The organism is Brevundimonas sp. R86498, assembly GCF_044598075.1.
Classification (GTDB): domain Bacteria; phylum Pseudomonadota; class Alphaproteobacteria; order Caulobacterales; family Caulobacteraceae; genus Brevundimonas.
This window is the reverse complement of sequence record NZ_CP139004.1, coordinates 3,289,032-3,305,486: the sequence shown is the minus strand read 5'-3', so window position 1 is coordinate 3,305,486 and position 16,455 is coordinate 3,289,032. Positions and strand designations below refer to the sequence as shown.

Below are 16,455 nucleotides of genomic sequence, written 5' to 3'. Positions count from 1 at the left end.
TCGCTTCGCTCGAAGACGGACGGCCTTCCCCCGCGAAGGGCGGGGGAAGGGCAGGGTGCGAGAGCCCATGATCAAATACCTCGGCTCCAAGCGCGCCCTGATCGAGCCGATCACCTCGGCCGTTCGCAGCCTGTTGCCCGATGGAGGCTACGTCTGTGATCTGTTTTCCGGCACCGCCCGCGTCGGCCATGCGCTGAAGGGGCAGGGGTTCCGGGTCTGGTCCAACGACCACAACGCCTACGCCCACACCCTGGCCATGGCCTATGTCCAGGCCGACCAGGACCGCTGGCTCGACCGGGCCACCGCCGTCCTCGCCGATCTGGCCGCCACCCCGCCGTCGCCCGGCTGGTTCACCCGGACGTTCTGCGAGGACGCCCGCTACTTCACGCCTGAGAACGGGGCCCGCATCGACGCGATCCGCGACCGGATCGAGGCCATGGGGCTTGAGCCCGAGCTGAAGGCCATCGCACTCGTCAGCCTGATGGAGGCCGCCGACCGGGTCGATTCCACCGCCGGCCTGCAGATGGCCTATATGAAGTCCTGGGCGACGCGGGCGCTGAAGCCGCTGGCCCTGCGGATGCCCGCCCTCCAGCCCGCCGTCGCTGCCGGCCCCTGCCGCGCCACCCGGGCCGACGCGCTGGAAACGGCCTCGGCTTTCGACGGCGAGCTTGTCTATCTGGACCCGCCCTACAACCAGCATTCCTATCTCGGGAACTACCACGTCTGGGAAAGTCTGGTCCTCTGGGACAAACCCGAGACCTATGGCATCGCCAACAAGCGGATCGATGTGAAGACGAGGAAGAGCGCCTTCAACTCGAAGCCCGGCATCGGGCCGGCGCTCCAGGCCGTGATCGACGCCATCCGCGCGCCCAACCTGATCGTCTCCTTCAACGATGAGGGCTATCTGGATCGCGAGCAGCTGGTCGCCATGCTGTCCACGCGCGGCCATGTCCGGGTCGTCGAGATCCCGCGTCCCCGCTACGTCGGGGCCCGCATCGGCATCCACAATCCGAAGGGCGAGAAGGTCGGGGCGGTCGGCCGGCTGCGAAACGTCGAATATCTGTTCGTGGTGACCGACCGGCCCGTGGCTCTGGCGGCTTGACGACACCGGGAACACGGGTCTGAATGACCCGTTAAGGCGGCATGGAAGAGCTGATCATGACCCCAACTGAAGGCCGCCGGCTCGTGGGCCCGTCCGCCGCACGCAATTCCGTCCTGACCTACCAGACCGCTGCCTGGCGCGTGCCCGGTACCACCCGCTTTGACAGCCGCCCGGCCAATGACTTTCTCGCCCGGGCCGACTTCATTGCGCCCGACCCAGTGCCGGCCCGGCCAGTCGAGGCCCAGGCCGAGGCCCAGGCCCTCCCGCGCTGGATCATCGTCACCCTCGGGGCCGGCGTTGCCGCCGTGACGGGCGCCCTGATGGGCGGGGCCCTGTCTCTCTAGGCTTCCAGCAGCGCCCGGATTGGCGACCAGCTCCGCCGGTGTATGGCGCAGGGCCCCATCGCCTTCAGCGCCGCTGAATGCACCGGCGCATTATAGCCCTTGTGCCCGGCAAAGCCGTAGCCGGGATAGACCGCGTCCATCTCGATCATCACCTGATCGCGCGCCGTCTTGGCCAGGATCGAGGCCGCCGCGATCGACAGTGACAGCCCGTCACCCCCCACCGCCGTCTCCACATCGCAGGGCAGTTTGAACCGGTAGTTGCCGTCGACCAGCGCCGCCCGCGGCTGGACCGACAGCGCCTCGATCGCCCGGCACATGGCCAGGCCCGTGGCCTGCAGGATGTTCAGCCTCTCGATCTCCTCGACCGAGGCGAAGCCGACGCCCCAGGCCACCGCGCAGCGCTTGATCTCGACCGCCAGCGCGTCGCGCCGCCCCGCCGTCAGGGCCTTGGAGTCGTCGATGCCCGCGGGCAGGCAGTCGGCCGACAGGATCACGGCCCCGGCCGAGACCGGCCCGGCCCACGGCCCGCGCCCGGCCTCATCCACCCCGCAGACCGGCCCGCCGACGCGCGCGGCCAGTCGGGTCTCCAGCGCCAGCGTCGGCCACGCCCGCGCGGTCCCCGCCTTCGATGTCGTCTTGCCCGTCACGTCCCGCCCATAGCCCGGACCTCGTCGCAGCGGAAGCAGCCCGCGACGTGGTCGTTCACCATCCCGGTCGCCTGCATGAAGGCATAGGTGATGACCGGCCCGCAGAAGCCGAAGCCCCGCGCCTTCAGGGCCTTGGCCATGTCCACCGAAACCGGCGTCTGCGCCGGGATATCTCCACCGACGCGCTCGCCCTGCACCGGCCGCCCGTCGACGAAGCTCCACAGCCAGCCGGAGAAATCCTCACCCCGCTCGCGCATGTCGCAGAACACCCGCGCGCCGCGGATGGCGGCGTCGATCTTGGCCCCCGAGCGGATGATCCCCGGATCGGCCATCAGCCGCGCCCGGTCGGCCTCGCCGAACCCGGCCACGACATCCGGATCGAAACCGGCAAACGCGGCCCTCAGGCTCTCGCGCTTTCTCAGGATGGTGATCCACGCCAGCCCGGCCTGGAACCCGTCCAGCACCAGCTTCTCCCACAACGCCCGCGCGTCATACTCGGGCACGCCCCATTCGGTGTCGTGATAGGCGACATACAGCGGGTCGGTCCCGCACCAGTGGCAGCGTCCGGACGATTCGGTCATCGGATCAGGATGGACCCCCGCGCCGGTCCGGCAAAGTCAGGCCGGTTCGGCCCCGTCCACCATCCACCCCGGCTGGCGCACCGTCACCGCCCGGCCGTCGGCCGTCAGCGCGCCCTCCAGCCGGTCCAGCCGCAGCAGGGCCATGGCCCCGCCGTCACGGCCGCTCAGCACCTCCCCGGCCCGCAACTCGCCGTTCAGCACCTCCGTGCCCGGGGCGGGGGGCGGGCCCTCGAACGCGATCGGCAGCATCCGCTTCTTGATCCCGCCGCGCCGCTTCATCCGGCTGGTCGTCTCCTGACCGACGAAACAGCCCTTCTGGAAATCGATACCGTTCAGCAGGTCGAAATTGGCCTCGATCGGATACGCGGCGTCCAAACCGCCGTGCGCCGACGGATCGGGCACCCCGACCGCGAGCCGGTGCGCGTCCCAGGCGTCCGCCTCGCCATCGGCGCTCCGCTCCCCCAGCGCCCGCCCGCCCAGCGCCTCCAGTCTGGGATCAACCGCGAACCCCTCGGCGACCCCCGGCCAGCTGACCATCACCGGCCGGTCATCCGCCGTGATCTCCACCTGCGCCCTCAGCCGGTACATCGACAGCCGCGCCATCAGCGCCTCGCGCCGGTCCGCCGCCACATCTAGAACCACCCCGTCCGCCTCGCCCCACAGGAACAGATCGAACAGCAGCCGCCCGGGCGGTGACAGCATGGCTCCGAACCGGACCTCACCGGAGGCCAGGGTCTCCACATCCTGGGTCAGCAGATTGTGCAGGAAGGGTTTCGCATCGGGTCCCGCCACCCGGATCAGGGCACGGTCGGGCAGTTGGGCGATGCGATTGGTCATGGGCGGAAAGATAGGGGGCCGCGCGCGTTGAGGGGAGGGGCAAGGCCGCGCTTCCGCCTCACCTCTGCCGCAAGGACATCCGTATACGGTCGACACATGAGTGCCCGCTTTCCAATTCTGTATATCGCCGAGGCTGACGCCGAGGCGGCCGTGCTGTCCTCCGGGGTCCTCGCCCATCTGGTTGATGCCGTTCCGCACGCCGACTTCACCGTCGTCGGCTCGGCCGCGACGGCACCGCTGTTCGCCGACACGCCACGCCTGAGCCGATTGATCGTACTGGACCGGACCGGGCGCTGGGACTGGATCGCCCTGTGGAACCAGGTCCGCACCACCCGCTGGGGTCTGGTCGTGGACATGCGCGGCACCAAATTCTCCGAACGACTCCAGCGTCAGAAGCGGGCCGTGCGCGGACCGGACCAGCCGGGGCTGCATGCCGTCGAACTGGCCGCTCGCGTGCTTCAGCTGGACGCCGTGCCCGCGCCGCGGCTGTTCTTCGGCGAAGAGACGCGTGCTGCGGCCGAGGCCTTCATCGGCACCGGTGAGGCACCGATCCTCGCTGTCGGTCCCGGGGCGGACTGGATCGGCAAGCGCTGGCCCGCCGAACGCTATGCCAGGGTCGCGGCCCCGCTGCTGGCCGAAGGCGGGGCCCTGGCCGGCGGCCGGCTGATGATCGTGGGCGAGGAGGCGGATCGTGAGGCCGCCCATGCCATCCGCCTGGCCGTGCCCCGCACCCGGGTGATCGAGCTCCAGGGCCGCCTGACCCGGCTCCAGACGGCTGCCGCCCTGTCGCGGGCCAGCCTCTATGTGGGGCCGGACTCGCTCTGGACCCAGCTGGCTGTCGCGGCGGGCGTGCCGTCCGTGGGTGTCTTCGGCCCGTCCGACGATTCCCGCGTCGGTCCCTGGGGTGGCGTCTCCATCCGGGGCGAGCGCACCCTCGATGAGTTCCGCGCCGTCGACCCGCGCCTCAACCAGGCCATCCAGCACATGATGGGCCTGCCCGCCGACCGGGTGCTCGGGGCCGCCCAGAGACTGATGGAAAAAAAATACGCCTGATCGATGCGGCGTCGCTTCGTGTGCACCTATAATGGCGCGTCGAGACCCGGTGATGCGGACTCAACGGACTCAACGGACTCTGTTTTTTGCATCATCCGGCGGCTCTGATCCGGACCATCCGGACAATCCGGACACACTTTTCTCGCGGAAGCCTCAATGACCCAGACCTATGACCTGATCGTGCGCGGTGGTGAGGTGGTCAACCACGCCGGGCGGGGCCAGGCCGATGTGGGGATTCGCGACGGGCGCATCGCCCGGATCGGGGATCTGGGCCAGGCCTCGGCCGGAGAGATCGTCGACGCGACGGGTCTGACGGTCCTGCCCGGCGTCATCGACACCCAGGTCCATTTCCGTGAGCCCGGGCTGGAGTGGAAGGAAGACCTCGAGACCGGCTCCCGCGCCGCGGCCCTCGGCGGCGTCGTCGCCGTGTTCGAGATGCCGAACACCAATCCAAACACCACCGATCCCGACACCCTCTCCGACAAGCTGGCCCGCGCCCGCGACCGGATGTGGACCGACCACGCCTTCTATGTCGGCGGTACCCACGGCAACGCGGCCTTCCTCGGCGAGCTGGAGCGTCTGCCGGGCTGCTGCGGCGTCAAGGTCTTCATGGGGGCCTCGACCGGCGACCTGCTGATCGCCGACGACGACGGCGTGCGCGAGGTGCTGCGCAACGTCAGCCGCCGCGCCACCTTCCACTCCGAGGACGAGTACCGGCTGGCCGAGCGCCGCGACCTCGCCCGGCCCGGCGACTGGACCAGCCACCCCGAGGTCCGCGACGCTGAAAGCGCGATCCTGAGCACCCGTCGGCTGGTTCGACTGGCGAAGGAGGTCGGCAAGCGGATCCACGTCCTGCACGTGTCCACGGCGGAAGAGATCGAGTTCCTCGCCCACCACCGGGACGTGGCGACGGTCGAGACCACGCCCCAGCACCTGACGCTCGACGGCGACGAGGCCTATGCGCGGCTGAAGGGCTATGCCCAGATGAACCCGCCGATCCGCAACGCCCATCACATCGCCGGCCTGTGGCGCGGCATCGATCAGGGCGTGGTCGATGTGCTGGGCTCCGACCACGCCCCGCATACGAAGGAAGAAAAGGCCAAACCCTACCCGGCCTCGCCCTCGGGCATGCCGGGGGTCCAGACCCTGGTTCCGGTCATGCTGACCCATGTGGCGAACGGGCGGATGACGCTGGAGCGGTTCGTCGACCTGACCTCGGCCGGGGCCCAGCGGGTGTTCGGCACGGCCGGCAAGGGGCGGCTGGCCGAGGGCTATGACGCCGACCTGACCCTGGTCGACCTGAAGGCGAAACGCACCATCACCCACGACCAGCAGGCCAGCCGCTGCGGCTGGACCCCCTTCGACGGGTTCGAGGCCACCGGCTGGCCCATGGCCACCATCGTGCGCGGCCGCGTGGTCATGCGCGACGGGGCCCTGATCGGCTCTGCCCACGGCCGACCGGTCCGGTTTCAGGAGACGCTGGAGGCGTGAGCCCCGCGACAGACCCGGATTCGCGCCCGACACTGGGGCTGATTGGCTACGGGGATTTCGGCCGCCTGACCGCCCGGAACCTTGAGCCGTGGTTTCAGGTCCTCGCCCATGATCCCGCCGCCCGTGACGCGGAAGGCGGCGTCCACCTCGCCGACCTGGCCACGGTCGCGGCCTGCCCGGTGGTGGTGCTCGCCGTCCCGGTCGAGGCTCTGGCCGTCACCCTGACCGCGATCGAACCGCATCTGCAGCCCGGCGCGCTGGTTCTCGACGTCGGCTCGGTCAAGGTCGGCCCCGCCCGGCTGATGGCCGACCGTCTGCCCGTCCATGTCGAGGCCGTCGGCACCCACCCCCTGTTCGGTCCCCAGAGCGCCCGCGATGGCATCGCCGGGCTGCGCATCGCGATTTGTCCCGTTCGCGGCGACCGGACCGCCCGCCGCGTCGCCGCCTTCTGCCGCCACGCCCTGAAGCTGAAGGTGTTTCTGGTCTCGCCCGAGGACCATGACCGCGAGGCCGCCGTGGTCCAGGGCCTGACCCATCTGATCTCGCGCGTCCTGCTGGCGATGGAGCCCCTGCCGACGCGGATGACCACGGCCAGCTTCGAACGGATCATGCAGGCAGTCGAAATGGTGCGCTACGACTCGCCCGCCGTCTTCCGCGCCATCGAACGCGACAACCCCTTTGCCGCCGAGGTCCGCAACCGGTTCTTCGACCTCGCGGCCCAGGCCCGGGCCGATCTCGATGGCTGACCGGTCAGATCGAGAAGCTGACGCCGCAGCCGCAGCTGGTCGCCGCATTCGGATTGCGGATCACGAACTGCGCGCCCGCCAGTTCGTCGACCCAGGCGATCTCCGAGCCCTTCAGGAACGGCACGGAGACCGGGTCCACAAGCGCCGCCTGACCGTCGGTCTCGATCCGCAGATCGTCCGCCTCGCCGGCCTCGACCAGATCCAGCCGGTACTGGAAGCCGGAACAGCCCCCGCCCTCGACCGCGACGCGCAGCAAAACGGGACGCCCTTCGGCCTCTCCCAATTTGGCAAGTCGCCGTGCGGCGCTGGGGGCCAGCACGATACCGCCCGGTGTGCGCGGGGCGATCGTCAGTTCCAGCGGGGCAGATTGGACCGGGGTCATGTCCCCCTATATGAGGCTGCAAGGGCCCGTTCGCAAAGGCCGTCCCTGTGAAGTCTTCGCCCTTGAGCCAGATTGACGCCCGCGCCCCCTACGCCGAGAACGCCGGGGCGTCGCGGGGACGCCTTGTTCCCGAGGCCCCAAGCCGCACGCGCAACGCCTTTGCGCGCGATCGCGACCGCATCATCCACTGCACCGCCTTCCGCCGCCTGAAGGAAAAGACCCAGGTCTTCGTGGCGCACGAGGGGGATCACTACCGCACCCGCCTGACCCACAGCCTCGAGGTCAGCCAGATCGCCCGGTCCCTCGCCCATGCCCTGCGGCTCGATCAGGACCTGGCCGAGACCGTCGCCCTCGCCCACGATCTGGGCCACCCGCCCTTCGGTCACGCCGGCGAGGACGAGCTGCAGGCCCGGATGGAGCCGTGGGGCGGCTTCGATCACAACGTCCAGACCTTCCGCGTTGTGACGAAGCTGGAGACCCGCTATCCGACCTTCGACGGCCTGAACCTGTCGTGGGAAACGATCGAGGGCGTGGTCAAACACAATGGCCCGGTGACCCACAAGCTGGACGAGCCCGCGTGGCGGGCCATTGCCGACTACACCGCCGGCTGGGACCTGCGGCTGGACAGTTTCGCCTCGCTGGAGGCCCAGGCCGCCGCCATCGCCGACGACATCGCCTATAACAACCACGACGTGGACGACGGGGTACAGGCCGGTCTGTTCAGCCTTGCCGACCTCGCCGACGTGCCCCTGATCGGTCCGGTGCTGCACCGGACCCGCCGGGACTGGCCAGATCTGGATGAGCGTATGATCCGTCTGGAAGCGGTCCGCCGCATGATCGGGGTCATGGTCGATGATGTGCTGACCGAGACGGAGCACCGGCTGGCCGATGATCGGATCACATCCCCCGAGGACGTCCGTGCTGCCCGCCATACCCTGATCCAGTTCTCCGATCCCATGATGGCCGATCTGGGTGTACTGCGGCGGTTCCTGTTCGAGCGGATGTACCGCCACTACCGCGTCAACCGGACCCGCAGCCAGGCCCGCCGGATGCTGGCCCAGATGTTCGATCTCTTCATGGCCGAGCCCGAGGTCATGCCGACCGAATGGGGGGCCCGCGCCGCCAGCGAGGACCTGCACAAGCGCTCGCGGGCCGTCTGTGACTACATCGCCGGCATGACCGACCGCTATGCGACCCTCGAGCACCGCAAACTGTTCAACCTCGACGTGGCCCTCGATCTGTGATTCGTCGGACCCGCCGCCTGCGCTAGACTGCAGCGCTGACACTCCGATTCGTGACCGCCCCCGGGAAGGCCCAGACCATGTCTCATGACGACGACAACCGTCCCCGCGACCGCGGAGCCTATACGCCGCCGACGGACGACGACCTGCCGTTCAATCGCGGCGGCTTCGACGCCCGCCGCGCGCCTCCGGCGAAGGCTCCGCCCGTAACCCTTCTGGTCAGCGCTGGCGTGCTGCTGGTCCTGATCATCGCCGTGATCCTGTTCTACCGCTCCGGTCTGCGCTCCTCCGAGGATGCCCCGCCCGCGATCGGCACCCCGATCACCCAGCTGAAGGTCGAGCCGTCAGACGCCGACCAGCCGGTCGATCCCGAGGCCGGCGTCGGACTGTATGACGAGACCGGCGATCCCACGACCGCGCCCACCTTCACGGCGCCGCCCGAGACGCCAGCGCCCCGCCCGGCCCCCCGCCCGATCGAGACGGCCGAGGTGCCGCCCGCTGCGCGACCGGCCACCGTTCCGGCTCCTGCGCCCGCCCGTCCGGCCGCCGATGCGCCCGCGCCGGCCGTGGCCAACGCTGCCGGCGGTTCAGCCGCGGTCCAGATCGGGGCCTTCTCCTCGACCGCCGTGGCTGACCGGGAATATGCCGCCGTTGCCGCCCGCTTCCCGCAGTTCGCCCGCAACGCTTCCAAGCGGGTGCAGGAGGTCACGGCCTCGAACGGCTCCACCGTCTACCGCACGACCTTCACCGGCCTGAGTGCCGAGGACGCCCGCAGCTTCTGCTCGGCGATCAAGTCGGGCGGCGGCGACTGTCTGGTGCGATAGGGGTTTGACCAGCGCCGCCATCTACGGCTGCTCGGGCCAGGTTCTGACGGAGGCGGAGCGCGCCTTCTTCGCCGAGGCGCGGCCCTGGGGCTTTATCCTGTTCCGGCGGAACATCGACAGCCCCGATCAGGTCCGGGCCCTGACCGCGGCGCTCCGCGACAGTATCGGCGATCCGGACGCGCCCGTCCTGGTCGATCAGGAGGGCGGACGGGTCCAGCGCCTCGGCCCACCGCACTGGCCCAAATACCCACCCGGTGATGCCTATCTGAAGGCGACCCACGATCCGGGCGTCGCCCGCGAACTGGCCCGGCTGGGCGGGCGCTTGATGGCTGAGGACCTCCGCGAGGTCGGAATCACGGTCGACTGCGCCCCCGTCCTGGACGTGCCGGTGCCCGGAGCCCACGACATTATCGGCGACCGCGCCTGGGCCGGCGATCCCGGTCTGGTCGCCCTTCTGGCCCGGGCCGCCGCCGAAGGACTGCTGGCCGGCGGGGTCCTTCCCGTCATCAAACACATGCCTGGCCACGGTCGGGCGTTCGCCGACAGCCATCATGAGCTGCCGGTCGTCCATGCCGGGCTGGAGGCGCTGGAGGCTTGGGACTTTGTGCCCTTCCGGGCCCTGTCCGACATGCCGATGGCCATGACCGCCCATGTCGTCTTCCATGCCATCGACCCGAAGCGACCGGCCACCACCTCGAAAAAGGCGATCCGGTTGATGCGCGAGGGGCTGGGCTTCGGTGGCCTGATCATGACCGACGACCTGTCGATGAAGGCCCTGGCCGGTTCGCTGTCCAGCCGCGCAGCCGCGGCGTTGAAGGCGGGCTGCGACGTTGTGCTTCACTGCAGCGGCGATCTGGGCGAGATGGCGGAAGTGGCCGAGGGCACGGGCAAACTGAAGGGCAAGTCACGCAGGCGGGCCGAGGCGGCGCTTGCGCGGATCGTGCGCCAGCCGGAGCCTCTGGACCGGCTGGCGGATGGCCGCCGTCTCTCGCGGACGGTGACAGCCCTCGCCACAGGGCTGAAGGGTCCTGATGTGGGCGAGGCCCAGGCCTGAGTATGGTCGAGGCCTTCCAGCCGAATCTGGACTTCACCGCCGCCGCCGAGGTCGACGCGCGCGACGCCTTCGTGGTCGATCTGGATGGCTATGAGGGCCCGCTGCATGTGCTGCTGGCGCTGGCGCGGACCCAGAAGGTCGATCTGCTGAAGCTGTCGATCACCCGGCTGGCGGAACAGTATCTGGCCTTCGTGCATGAGGCCCGGCGGCGCAGTTTCTCGCTGGCAGCCGACTACCTCGTGATGGCGTCGTGGCTGGCCTATCTGAAGTCGCGCCTGCTGCTGCCGCGCACCGAGAAGGGCAAGGGGGACGAGCCCCCGGCCGAGGCGATGGCGGCCGCGCTCGCCTTCCGGCTGCAGAAGCTGGAGGCCATGCGCAAGGCCTCGGAGGCGCTGATGGCCCGGCCGCAGCTGAAGCGCGACGTCTTCACCCGGGGCGATCCGGAGGCCACCGTGATCGTGCCGTCGGACCGGATCGACGCCAGCCTGTACGAGCTGATGGCCGCCTATGTGGGCCAGCGCCGGCGTGAACAGGGGCGGCACTACAATCCCGGCCAGAGGGTCGAGGCCTATCCGCTGGAGGAGGCCCGCGACTGGCTGAGGGACATCCTGCCCCGGCTGGAGGACTGGACGCCGCTGGAGCGGGTCGCGCCGGTGCGGGACGGGGAGGGGCCCAGCCAGGCCAGCCTGACCGCCTCGACCCTGTCGGCCAGTCTGGAACTGGTCAAGGAGGGGGCGATGGACGTCCGCCAGGAGGAGGCCTTCGCCGCCCTGTGGCTGAAACGCCGGGGACTGGGCCAGCCGCTGGAGCTGGTGCCGTGACCGTCAAATTCGCGCCTGACGAGGCCGAGATCGAGCGGCGGGTCGAGGCCCTGCTGTTCGCCGCCGCCGGCCCCCTGTCGGCCGCCGAGATGGCCGCCCGCCTGCCCGAGGGGGCCGATGTCGGCCGGGCCATCGCCACCCTGCGGGCCCGCTACGAGGGGCGGGGGGTCGAGCTGGACTGCGTGGCCGACCGCTGGCGCTTCCGCACCGCCGCCGACCTGTCTTTCCTGATGACCGACACGCGGGAGGAGCCGCGCCGGCTGTCCAAGGCTGCGCTCGAGACCCTGGCCATCATCGCCTATCACCAGCCGGTCACCCGGGCCGAGATCGAGAGCGTGCGGGGGGTGTCGCTGTCGCGCGGGACCCTCGATCTGCTGCTGGAGATGGGGTTCGTGCGGTTGAGGGGACGGCGGCGCACCCCGGGCCGGCCGGTCACCTACGCCACGGCCGACCGGTTCCTCGAGCATTTCAGCCTCGCCAGCCTGTACGACCTGCCGGGGGCCGCCGAGATGAAGGCTGCGGGCCTGCTGGACCTGTCCCTGCCGGTCGGGTTCGAGGTGCCCGACCCCTCGCGGTCCGGCCCCGAGGAAGAGGACGAGATCGAGCCGGGCGAGACCCCGGAGTTCGCCCAGGACTTCATGGGCGACTGACCCGGACGGTCCCGGGCAACCAAACGGCGACCTTTGCCGTTCCGGTCGAACATCGAAACCCGAGGAGATCCGCCGATGCGTATCCTGCCGCTGCTGACCCTGGGCACCGCTGCCCTGACCCTGATCGCCTGTTCGCCCCCGGCCGAGGAGCCGGCCACGGCCACGGATCCGATTGAGATCGAATTCGACCACCGCTCCGGCCGTGGGCGGCCCCGCAGAGCTGCCGACCGACGGGGGCGTCACTCCTGCCCCCGAGGCCATGGACGACGCCACGGCCGAGGAGGTCGCGGCCCCGGCCTCGCCTGCCGAGGCCGCCCGGCTAAGCGGTGGCGAGCAGAACCGCCCTTAGGCCTCTGTCCCCGGCTTGACGCGGCGGGGGGGTGTCTCTATACGCACCGCTCCGCCGCAGCTTCGCCTGCGGCCTTTCTTTTTGCTTTTGCCCCAGGACGTCTGACCATGAAGGTCCGCAGCTCGCTCAAGTCGCTCAAGACCCGCCACCGCGACTGCAAGGTCGTGCGCCGCAAGGGCGTCGTCTTCGTGATCAACAAGACCGACCCGCGCTTCAAGGCGAAGCAGGGCTGATTGGCGCGCGTCCTGCGGGGCGCGCTTCCAACGATCCACAGGCTGCGGACCTTGTCCGCGGCCTTTTTCGTGCCCGGCGTTGAGCCGGAAGGCGGGACATGGTTAGCGTCCCCCTCGCTTTTTCCGGAGACCTTCCCATGGCCGACGACGCCGCCTTCGACGCCTCGCCCGACGTTCTGAACTCCGCCGCCCAGGGCCGGCTGCGGACCATCATCGAGCGGATCGAGCGCCTCGAGGAGGACAAGGCCGCGGTGATGGAAGACATGAAGGAGGTCTTCGCCGAGGCCAAGGGCGAGGGCTACGACGTCAAGATCCTGAGGAAAGTCATCCGCATCCGCAAACAGGACAAGGCCAAGCGCCAGGAAGAGGACGCGATCCTGGACCTGTATCTGTCGGCGCTCGGCGAGATCTGATCCTGAAGCGGACGCCCATCACGGGCGGTCCGAAGGCCCAACCCCGCGACAAGGGGCCCGGGTCACTCAAGCGCTCGACCGGGTTCAAGCCCGGCTCGGGGTTTCAAAAGAAGGACAAGCCTGCGCCCAGCCCGTTCGAGGCCGAGCGGGAGGCTGCGCGCCGCAAGGCCCTGAATGCTCTCAAACGCGCCAAACGCGCGGCCGACAAGGCCGGGATCGCGCTCTCCGAATGGGAGGGGGAGTTCATCGAAGGTGTCACGGACCGCATCAAGACCTATGGCCGCGCCTTCGGCGATCCGGAAAAGGGCGCGCCGGGTCAGGCCCTGTCGTCGATGCAGGGCCGCAAGCTGAAAGAGATCACCGCCAAGGCGAACGGCGAGGCGCCGAAACGGCGGTGGGGGCGGAAGGGGCCGGGGACTGCAGAGGGGTAGGCGGCAGACGACGTCCGTCACCGCATGCAGAAGGCGCAAAGCTTGTTCCCGTCGAGGTCGCGGACGTAGCTGAACCACAGGCCGGGGCCGCGCAGGCCGGGCGCGCCGGCGCAGGTGCCGCCCAGTTCCAGGGCCCTGGCATGGAAGGCGTCGACCTCCTCGCGGGTGTCGAAGGCGAAGGCGAACATCGAGCCGTTGCCGACCGTGGCCGGTTGGCCATCATGCGGGCCCAGCACAGCAAAGTTGGGCGTGCGGTTCGCGCCGTACACCCGCCCGCCGGAGGGATGCTCGAAGACGGGTTTGATCCCGGCCGACCCCAGCAGGGCGTCGTAGAACGCCTTGGCGTCGTCCAGCCTGTTCGATCCCACTGTCGCGTAGACGAGCGCGGCCATCCCATTCCCCCAGCCTTGCCTTGAATAGCCCTTGTATCCCGATCGTTGTCGGTCGGCCCAGCCTGAGAGGCTCGGCAAGGGTCTGCACGTGTGTGGAAGCCTGAAACGAAGCCGGCCAGCGCCAGGCCCCATGTCCGGAAAACACCGTGACATACCGTGACATTCTCGGGGTGACCTGAGCGTTTTCAGGGACTTGCTATCACCGGGAATGTCACCGTGACGGGATTATCAGAAATTTTCGGGCGTCCTGAAACGGAGATCGCCGCCGGCTCAACCTGTCAAAGACCGCAAGAGACGTGGAACATGGCACCGAACAACACAAGAGGGGACGAGGAATTAATTCCGGAACGTGTCCCCAGTGGCGATGGCGTGGTGGCCCCGGTCGCCGATCGTGATAAGTAAGGCGTAATGACGTAAGGAGCCTTACCTTGACCGTCCACTTTACCCGGCTGACCTCCAAGTCGCAGTCCACCCTGCCACAGGGGGTCCGCGACACGCTGGGTGTCGGTCCCGGAGACACGCTGGTCTATCGGGTGGAGGAGGGTCGGGTTTTGGTGGAGAAGGCTCCCGTCGATCCGGAGGCCCTGGCTCGGGCCCGGGCCTCATGGGGCCTGTCGTGGGATGTGTTCGCGCAGGACTGGTTGTCGCCCGAGGACTGCGAGGCGTTCGATGATCTGTGAGGCGGGCGACGTTGTTGTCGTCGCCTTTCCCTATGTCGATCAGGCGGTCTTCAAGCGACGGCCGGCCCTGGTGGTCAGCGGAGTCGGGCACAATGGTTCGCGCAACGAGACCCTGCTGGCGATGATCACGACAGCGAAGGGCTCGGGGTGGACCGAAGACGTCCGGCTGGAGGATCTGGCAGAAGCGGGGCTGAACCGCGACTGCGTCATGCGGCCCCGGCTTCAGTCCCTGTCCAACGCCCATATCGAGCGCCGGATCGGTTGCCTGTCCGACGGAGACCGGTCCCGCGCCAAGGCCGGATTGATGGGCCTGATCGCTCTCTAGCCGGACGTCGCCGAGCCGATTGCCGGCGGCCAGGCCCACATGGCATTGTCCGCCACGCGCAGCAGTTTGTCGCGCGGGGCCCCGTCGCGGGCGAGGGTCGACAGGCCCTGGGTCATCGCCATCATGTGACCGGCGAGCGCCTCGGCGTCGGTGTCGGGGGGCAGGGTCCCGGCGGTGATGTCGGCGACGATGCGGTCGCGCAGACAGGCCTCGATCCCGTAACGGATGGCGGCGAGCTCGGCCTGGACGTCGGCGGCGGCCGTCGAACAGCTGAGCGCCGAGGTGGCGAGCAGGCAGCCGGTCGGGGTGTTCTCGCCGCTGACCCCCTCGGCCGAGGCCCGGAGCAGGCGGCGGGCGGCCTCGCGCGCGCTGGGCGCGGCGGCGATCGTCTGTTCCGGCGGTTCGGCCGACAGGTAGAGGGCCACCGCCTCGCGGAAGAGCCGCTTCTTGTCGCCGAAGGTCGCATAGAGGCTGGGCGGCGAGATCCCCATGGCGGTGGTCAGATCGGCGATCGAGGTCGATTCATAGCCGTGCCGCCAGAAGGTCAGCATCGCCTGGCTGAGGGCCGTGTCCCGGTCGAAGGACAGGGGGCGGCCCGTCTTGCGGCGGGGTCGGTCCAGAGTTTCCATAGTGACCGATATAAAACTGTTGACCCCGGACAACAAGCGCGTCTAGGGGTTTCGTAGCGAACACTAGGAAAGCCGCGGGCGGGTTTGGTCGCAAGCAACAGAAAGCCCGCTCATGTCCCTCTCTGATTACCGCACTCTCGGCCGCTCGGGCCTTGTCGTCAGCCCGCTGGCGCTGGGGACCATGACCTTCGGCATGGCGCGATGGGGTCTGGGCCAGGACGGCGCACGCGCCGTGTTCGACGCCTATGTCGAGGCTGGCGGCAATTTCATCGACACGGCCGATGTCTATTCGAGCGGTCTGAGCGAGGAGATGGTCGGGCGGTTCATAGCCGAGCGCGGTCTGCGTGACCGGATGGTGATCGCCACCAAGGCCGGCTTCTCGACGGGAGAGGGCGCGCACAACGGCGGGGCCGGGGCGCGGCACCTGCAGGCGGCGCTGGAGGGCTCCCTGCGGCGGCTGAAGACCGACCATATCGACCTGTACTGGCTGCACGTCTGGGACGGGGTGACGCCGGCCGAGGAGCTGCTGGAGACCATGTCGGGCCTCGTCCGGTCGGGGAAGATCCGGTACTGGGGGATGTCGAACTCGCCCGCCTGGTATGTGGCCAAGGTGGCGACCCTGGCGGCGGTGCGGGGTGTGCCGGGGCCGGTCGCGCTGCAGTATTTCTATTCGTTGGTCAGCCGGGATATGGAGGCCGAACTGGTGCCGCTGGCGGCCGAGTTCGGTCTGGGGCTGCAGCCGTGGAGCCCGCTGGCCTACGGGCTGCTGACCGGGAAGTACGACCGTGCCACCGTCGAGGCCGGCGCGCCGCGGGCTGGCGGCCTGCCCAGCGAGGCGGCCAGCGGGTCGGAACAACGGCCGGACGACGACAAGCGGCTGGACGGGGCCAATCCCTTTGGCGACAGCCTGTTCACCGAGCGGAACTGGCGGATCGTCGATGAGCTGTCCCGGGTGGCGGCGGACGCCGGCGAGAGCCCGGCCCGGGTGGCCCTGGCCTGGGTCATGGGCCGCCCCGGCGTCGCCTCGACCCTGATGGGGGTCAGCAAGGCGGCCCAGGTCGCGGACAATGTCGCAGCGCTGGACGTGGTGCTGTCCGACGCCCAGCGCGCCGCGCTGGACGCCGTCAGCGCGCCGGATTTGGGCCTGATCTACGGCCTGTTCGCCCCCGCCGGACGCAAACAGATGGTGTTCGGCGGCACGGGGGTGCGGGGCTGGCCGGGGTGAACGCT

Annotated in this window: 23 protein-coding genes; 17 read left to right on the top strand and 6 right to left on the bottom strand. The window is 69.5% G+C overall.

Annotated features, from left to right (window positions below):
• Positions 1–67 precede the first annotated feature (67 nt).
• On the top strand, positions 68–1,102 hold the full coding sequence (locus tag SJY26_RS16355; protein ID WP_396594033.1) for a DNA adenine methylase: 1,035 nt from the start codon (positions 68–70) through the stop codon (positions 1,100–1,102).
• 56 nt (positions 1,103–1,158) lie between these two features.
• The gene (locus SJY26_RS16350) at positions 1,159–1,446 is read left to right on the top strand and encodes a hypothetical protein (RefSeq protein WP_396594032.1); all 288 of its coding nucleotides are present in this window, start codon (positions 1,159–1,161) and stop codon (positions 1,444–1,446) included.
• On the opposite strand, the gene SJY26_RS16345 is transcribed toward SJY26_RS16350, so the two are convergent.
• From SJY26_RS16345 to SJY26_RS16335, 3 genes are read right to left on the bottom strand one after another with little or no spacing between them, the layout of a single operon-like run.
• The gene (locus SJY26_RS16345; protein WP_396595792.1) at positions 1,443–2,042 is read right to left on the bottom strand and encodes a ribonuclease HII; all 600 of its coding nucleotides are present in this window, start codon (positions 2,040–2,042) and stop codon (positions 1,443–1,445) included. The genes SJY26_RS16350 and SJY26_RS16345 overlap by 4 nt on opposite strands.
• A gap of 47 nt (positions 2,043–2,089) precedes the next feature.
• The gene (locus SJY26_RS16340) at positions 2,090–2,674 is read right to left on the bottom strand and encodes a DNA-3-methyladenine glycosylase I (RefSeq protein WP_396594031.1); all 585 of its coding nucleotides are present in this window, start codon (positions 2,672–2,674) and stop codon (positions 2,090–2,092) included.
• A gap of 36 nt (positions 2,675–2,710) precedes the next feature.
• Positions 2,711–3,511, bottom strand: a complete 801-nt coding sequence (locus SJY26_RS16335; protein ID WP_396594030.1) for a YgfZ/GcvT domain-containing protein — start codon at positions 3,509–3,511, stop codon at positions 2,711–2,713.
• Positions 3,512–3,607: 96 nt separating this feature from the next.
• Here SJY26_RS16335 and SJY26_RS16330 point away from each other — a divergent pair, with 96 nt between their 5' ends.
• The 3 genes from SJY26_RS16330 (at position 3,608) to SJY26_RS16320 (ending at position 6,801) form a co-directional block, all read left to right on the top strand.
• Positions 3,608–4,564: a glycosyltransferase family 9 protein gene (locus SJY26_RS16330; protein ID WP_396594029.1), complete on the top strand. Its 957-nt coding sequence runs from the start codon at positions 3,608–3,610 to the stop codon at positions 4,562–4,564.
• A gap of 156 nt (positions 4,565–4,720) precedes the next feature.
• Positions 4,721–6,055, top strand: coding sequence for a dihydroorotase (locus SJY26_RS16325; protein WP_396594028.1), 1,335 nt, complete (start codon positions 4,721–4,723; stop codon positions 6,053–6,055).
• A complete protein-coding gene (locus tag SJY26_RS16320; protein WP_396594027.1) occupies positions 6,052–6,801 on the top strand; it encodes a prephenate dehydrogenase/arogenate dehydrogenase family protein in 750 nt (249 codons plus the stop codon). Before SJY26_RS16325 ends, SJY26_RS16320 begins: the two co-directional genes overlap by 4 nt.
• 4 nt (positions 6,802–6,805) lie before the next feature.
• Here the strand turns inward: SJY26_RS16320 and SJY26_RS16315 are convergent, their stop codons facing one another.
• Positions 6,806–7,183, bottom strand: a complete 378-nt coding sequence (locus SJY26_RS16315; RefSeq protein WP_396594026.1) for a HesB/IscA family protein — start codon at positions 7,181–7,183, stop codon at positions 6,806–6,808.
• 47 nt (positions 7,184–7,230) lie between these two features.
• On the opposite strand from SJY26_RS16315, the gene SJY26_RS16310 reads away from it, so the two are divergent.
• The 9 genes from SJY26_RS16310 to SJY26_RS16270 all read left to right on the top strand — a co-directional run bounded on the left by SJY26_RS16310 (position 7,231) and on the right by SJY26_RS16270 (position 13,199).
• Positions 7,231–8,427 carry a deoxyguanosinetriphosphate triphosphohydrolase gene (locus SJY26_RS16310; RefSeq protein ID WP_396594025.1) on the top strand — a complete coding sequence of 399 codons (1,197 nt, stop codon included), beginning with the start codon at positions 7,231–7,233 and terminating at the stop codon, positions 8,425–8,427.
• A gap of 50 nt (positions 8,428–8,477) precedes the next feature.
• Complete coding sequence (locus SJY26_RS16305; protein WP_396594024.1) at positions 8,478–9,248, top strand: SPOR domain-containing protein; 771 nt, start codon at positions 8,478–8,480, stop codon at positions 9,246–9,248.
• A 4-nt stretch (positions 9,249–9,252) separates the two neighbouring features.
• A complete protein-coding gene (gene nagZ / locus SJY26_RS16300) occupies positions 9,253–10,302 on the top strand; it encodes a beta-N-acetylhexosaminidase (RefSeq protein WP_396594023.1) in 1,050 nt (349 codons plus the stop codon).
• A gap of 2 nt (positions 10,303–10,304) precedes the next feature.
• Positions 10,305–11,123, top strand: coding sequence for a segregation and condensation protein A (locus SJY26_RS16295; RefSeq protein ID WP_396594022.1), 819 nt, complete (start codon positions 10,305–10,307; stop codon positions 11,121–11,123).
• Complete coding sequence (scpB, locus tag SJY26_RS16290) at positions 11,120–11,773, top strand: SMC-Scp complex subunit ScpB (protein ID WP_396594021.1); 654 nt, start codon at positions 11,120–11,122, stop codon at positions 11,771–11,773. The genes SJY26_RS16295 and scpB overlap by 4 nt, the downstream gene beginning before the upstream one ends.
• A 172-nt stretch (positions 11,774–11,945) precedes the next feature.
• On the top strand, positions 11,946–12,122 hold the full coding sequence (locus SJY26_RS16285) for a hypothetical protein (RefSeq protein ID WP_396594020.1): 177 nt from the start codon (positions 11,946–11,948) through the stop codon (positions 12,120–12,122).
• A gap of 107 nt (positions 12,123–12,229) precedes the next feature.
• Entirely contained in the window at positions 12,230–12,355 is a 126-nt protein-coding gene (gene ykgO, locus SJY26_RS16280) for a type B 50S ribosomal protein L36 (RefSeq protein ID WP_008263184.1), read from the top strand.
• 137 nt (positions 12,356–12,492) lie between these two features.
• Positions 12,493–12,768: a DUF2312 domain-containing protein gene (locus tag SJY26_RS16275; protein WP_183212448.1), complete on the top strand. Its 276-nt coding sequence runs from the start codon at positions 12,493–12,495 to the stop codon at positions 12,766–12,768.
• Between the two features lie 170 nt (positions 12,769–12,938).
• A complete protein-coding gene (locus SJY26_RS16270) occupies positions 12,939–13,199 on the top strand; it encodes a hypothetical protein (protein WP_396595791.1) in 261 nt (86 codons plus the stop codon).
• A 17-nt stretch (positions 13,200–13,216) separates the two neighbouring features.
• On the opposite strand, the gene SJY26_RS16265 is transcribed toward SJY26_RS16270, so the two are convergent.
• Entirely contained in the window at positions 13,217–13,591 is a 375-nt protein-coding gene (locus SJY26_RS16265) for a VOC family protein (protein WP_396594019.1), read from the bottom strand.
• A 428-nt stretch (positions 13,592–14,019) separates the two neighbouring features.
• Between SJY26_RS16265 and SJY26_RS16260 the strand changes: the two genes are divergently transcribed.
• Positions 14,020–14,271 carry an AbrB/MazE/SpoVT family DNA-binding domain-containing protein gene (locus tag SJY26_RS16260; protein ID WP_396594018.1) on the top strand — a complete coding sequence of 84 codons (252 nt, stop codon included), beginning with the start codon at positions 14,020–14,022 and terminating at the stop codon, positions 14,269–14,271.
• Entirely contained in the window at positions 14,261–14,596 is a 336-nt protein-coding gene (locus SJY26_RS16255) for a type II toxin-antitoxin system PemK/MazF family toxin (protein ID WP_396594017.1), read from the top strand. The genes SJY26_RS16260 and SJY26_RS16255 overlap by 11 nt, the downstream gene beginning before the upstream one ends.
• Here SJY26_RS16255 and SJY26_RS16250 read toward each other — a convergent pair.
• Positions 14,593–15,225 carry a TetR/AcrR family transcriptional regulator gene (locus tag SJY26_RS16250; protein WP_396594016.1) on the bottom strand — a complete coding sequence of 211 codons (633 nt, stop codon included), beginning with the start codon at positions 15,223–15,225 and terminating at the stop codon, positions 14,593–14,595. The two genes, SJY26_RS16255 and SJY26_RS16250, sit on opposite strands and share 4 nt — an antisense overlap.
• Before the next feature lie 112 nt (positions 15,226–15,337).
• Between SJY26_RS16250 and SJY26_RS16245 the strand changes: the two genes are divergently transcribed.
• Positions 15,338–16,450 (top strand): aldo/keto reductase, encoded by a 1,113-nt coding sequence (locus tag SJY26_RS16245; RefSeq protein WP_396594015.1) that lies wholly within the window; start codon positions 15,338–15,340, stop codon positions 16,448–16,450.
• The last annotated feature ends 5 nt before the right edge of the window (positions 16,451–16,455 follow it).

Bases quoted from the DNA above. Each gene is read 5' to 3' on its own strand.
- SJY26_RS16355 (WP_396594033.1), top strand. From the start codon at position 68: ATGATCAAATACCTCGGCTCCAAGCGCGCCCTGATCGAGCCGATCACC.
- SJY26_RS16350 (WP_396594032.1), top strand. From the start codon at position 1,159: ATGACCCCAACTGAAGGCCGCCGGCTCGTGGGCCCGTCCGCCGCACGC.
- SJY26_RS16340 (WP_396594031.1), bottom strand. From the start codon at position 2,674: ATGACCGAATCGTCCGGACGCTGCCACTGGTGCGGGACCGACCCGCTG.
- SJY26_RS16335 (WP_396594030.1), bottom strand. From the start codon at position 3,511: ATGACCAATCGCATCGCCCAACTGCCCGACCGTGCCCTGATCCGGGTG.
- SJY26_RS16330 (WP_396594029.1), top strand. From the start codon at position 3,608: ATGAGTGCCCGCTTTCCAATTCTGTATATCGCCGAGGCTGACGCCGAG.
- SJY26_RS16325 (WP_396594028.1), top strand. From the start codon at position 4,721: ATGACCCAGACCTATGACCTGATCGTGCGCGGTGGTGAGGTGGTCAAC.
- SJY26_RS16315 (WP_396594026.1), bottom strand. From the start codon at position 7,183: ATGACCCCGGTCCAATCTGCCCCGCTGGAACTGACGATCGCCCCGCGC.
- SJY26_RS16295 (WP_396594022.1), top strand. From the start codon at position 10,305: ATGGTCGAGGCCTTCCAGCCGAATCTGGACTTCACCGCCGCCGCCGAG.
- ykgO (WP_008263184.1), top strand. From the start codon at position 12,230: ATGAAGGTCCGCAGCTCGCTCAAGTCGCTCAAGACCCGCCACCGCGAC.
- SJY26_RS16275 (WP_183212448.1), top strand. From the start codon at position 12,493: ATGGCCGACGACGCCGCCTTCGACGCCTCGCCCGACGTTCTGAACTCC.
- SJY26_RS16265 (WP_396594019.1), bottom strand. From the start codon at position 13,591: ATGGCCGCGCTCGTCTACGCGACAGTGGGATCGAACAGGCTGGACGAC.
- SJY26_RS16255 (WP_396594017.1), top strand. From the start codon at position 14,261: ATGATCTGTGAGGCGGGCGACGTTGTTGTCGTCGCCTTTCCCTATGTC.
- SJY26_RS16250 (WP_396594016.1), bottom strand. From the start codon at position 15,225: ATGGAAACTCTGGACCGACCCCGCCGCAAGACGGGCCGCCCCCTGTCC.
- SJY26_RS16245 (WP_396594015.1), top strand. From the start codon at position 15,338: ATGTCCCTCTCTGATTACCGCACTCTCGGCCGCTCGGGCCTTGTCGTC.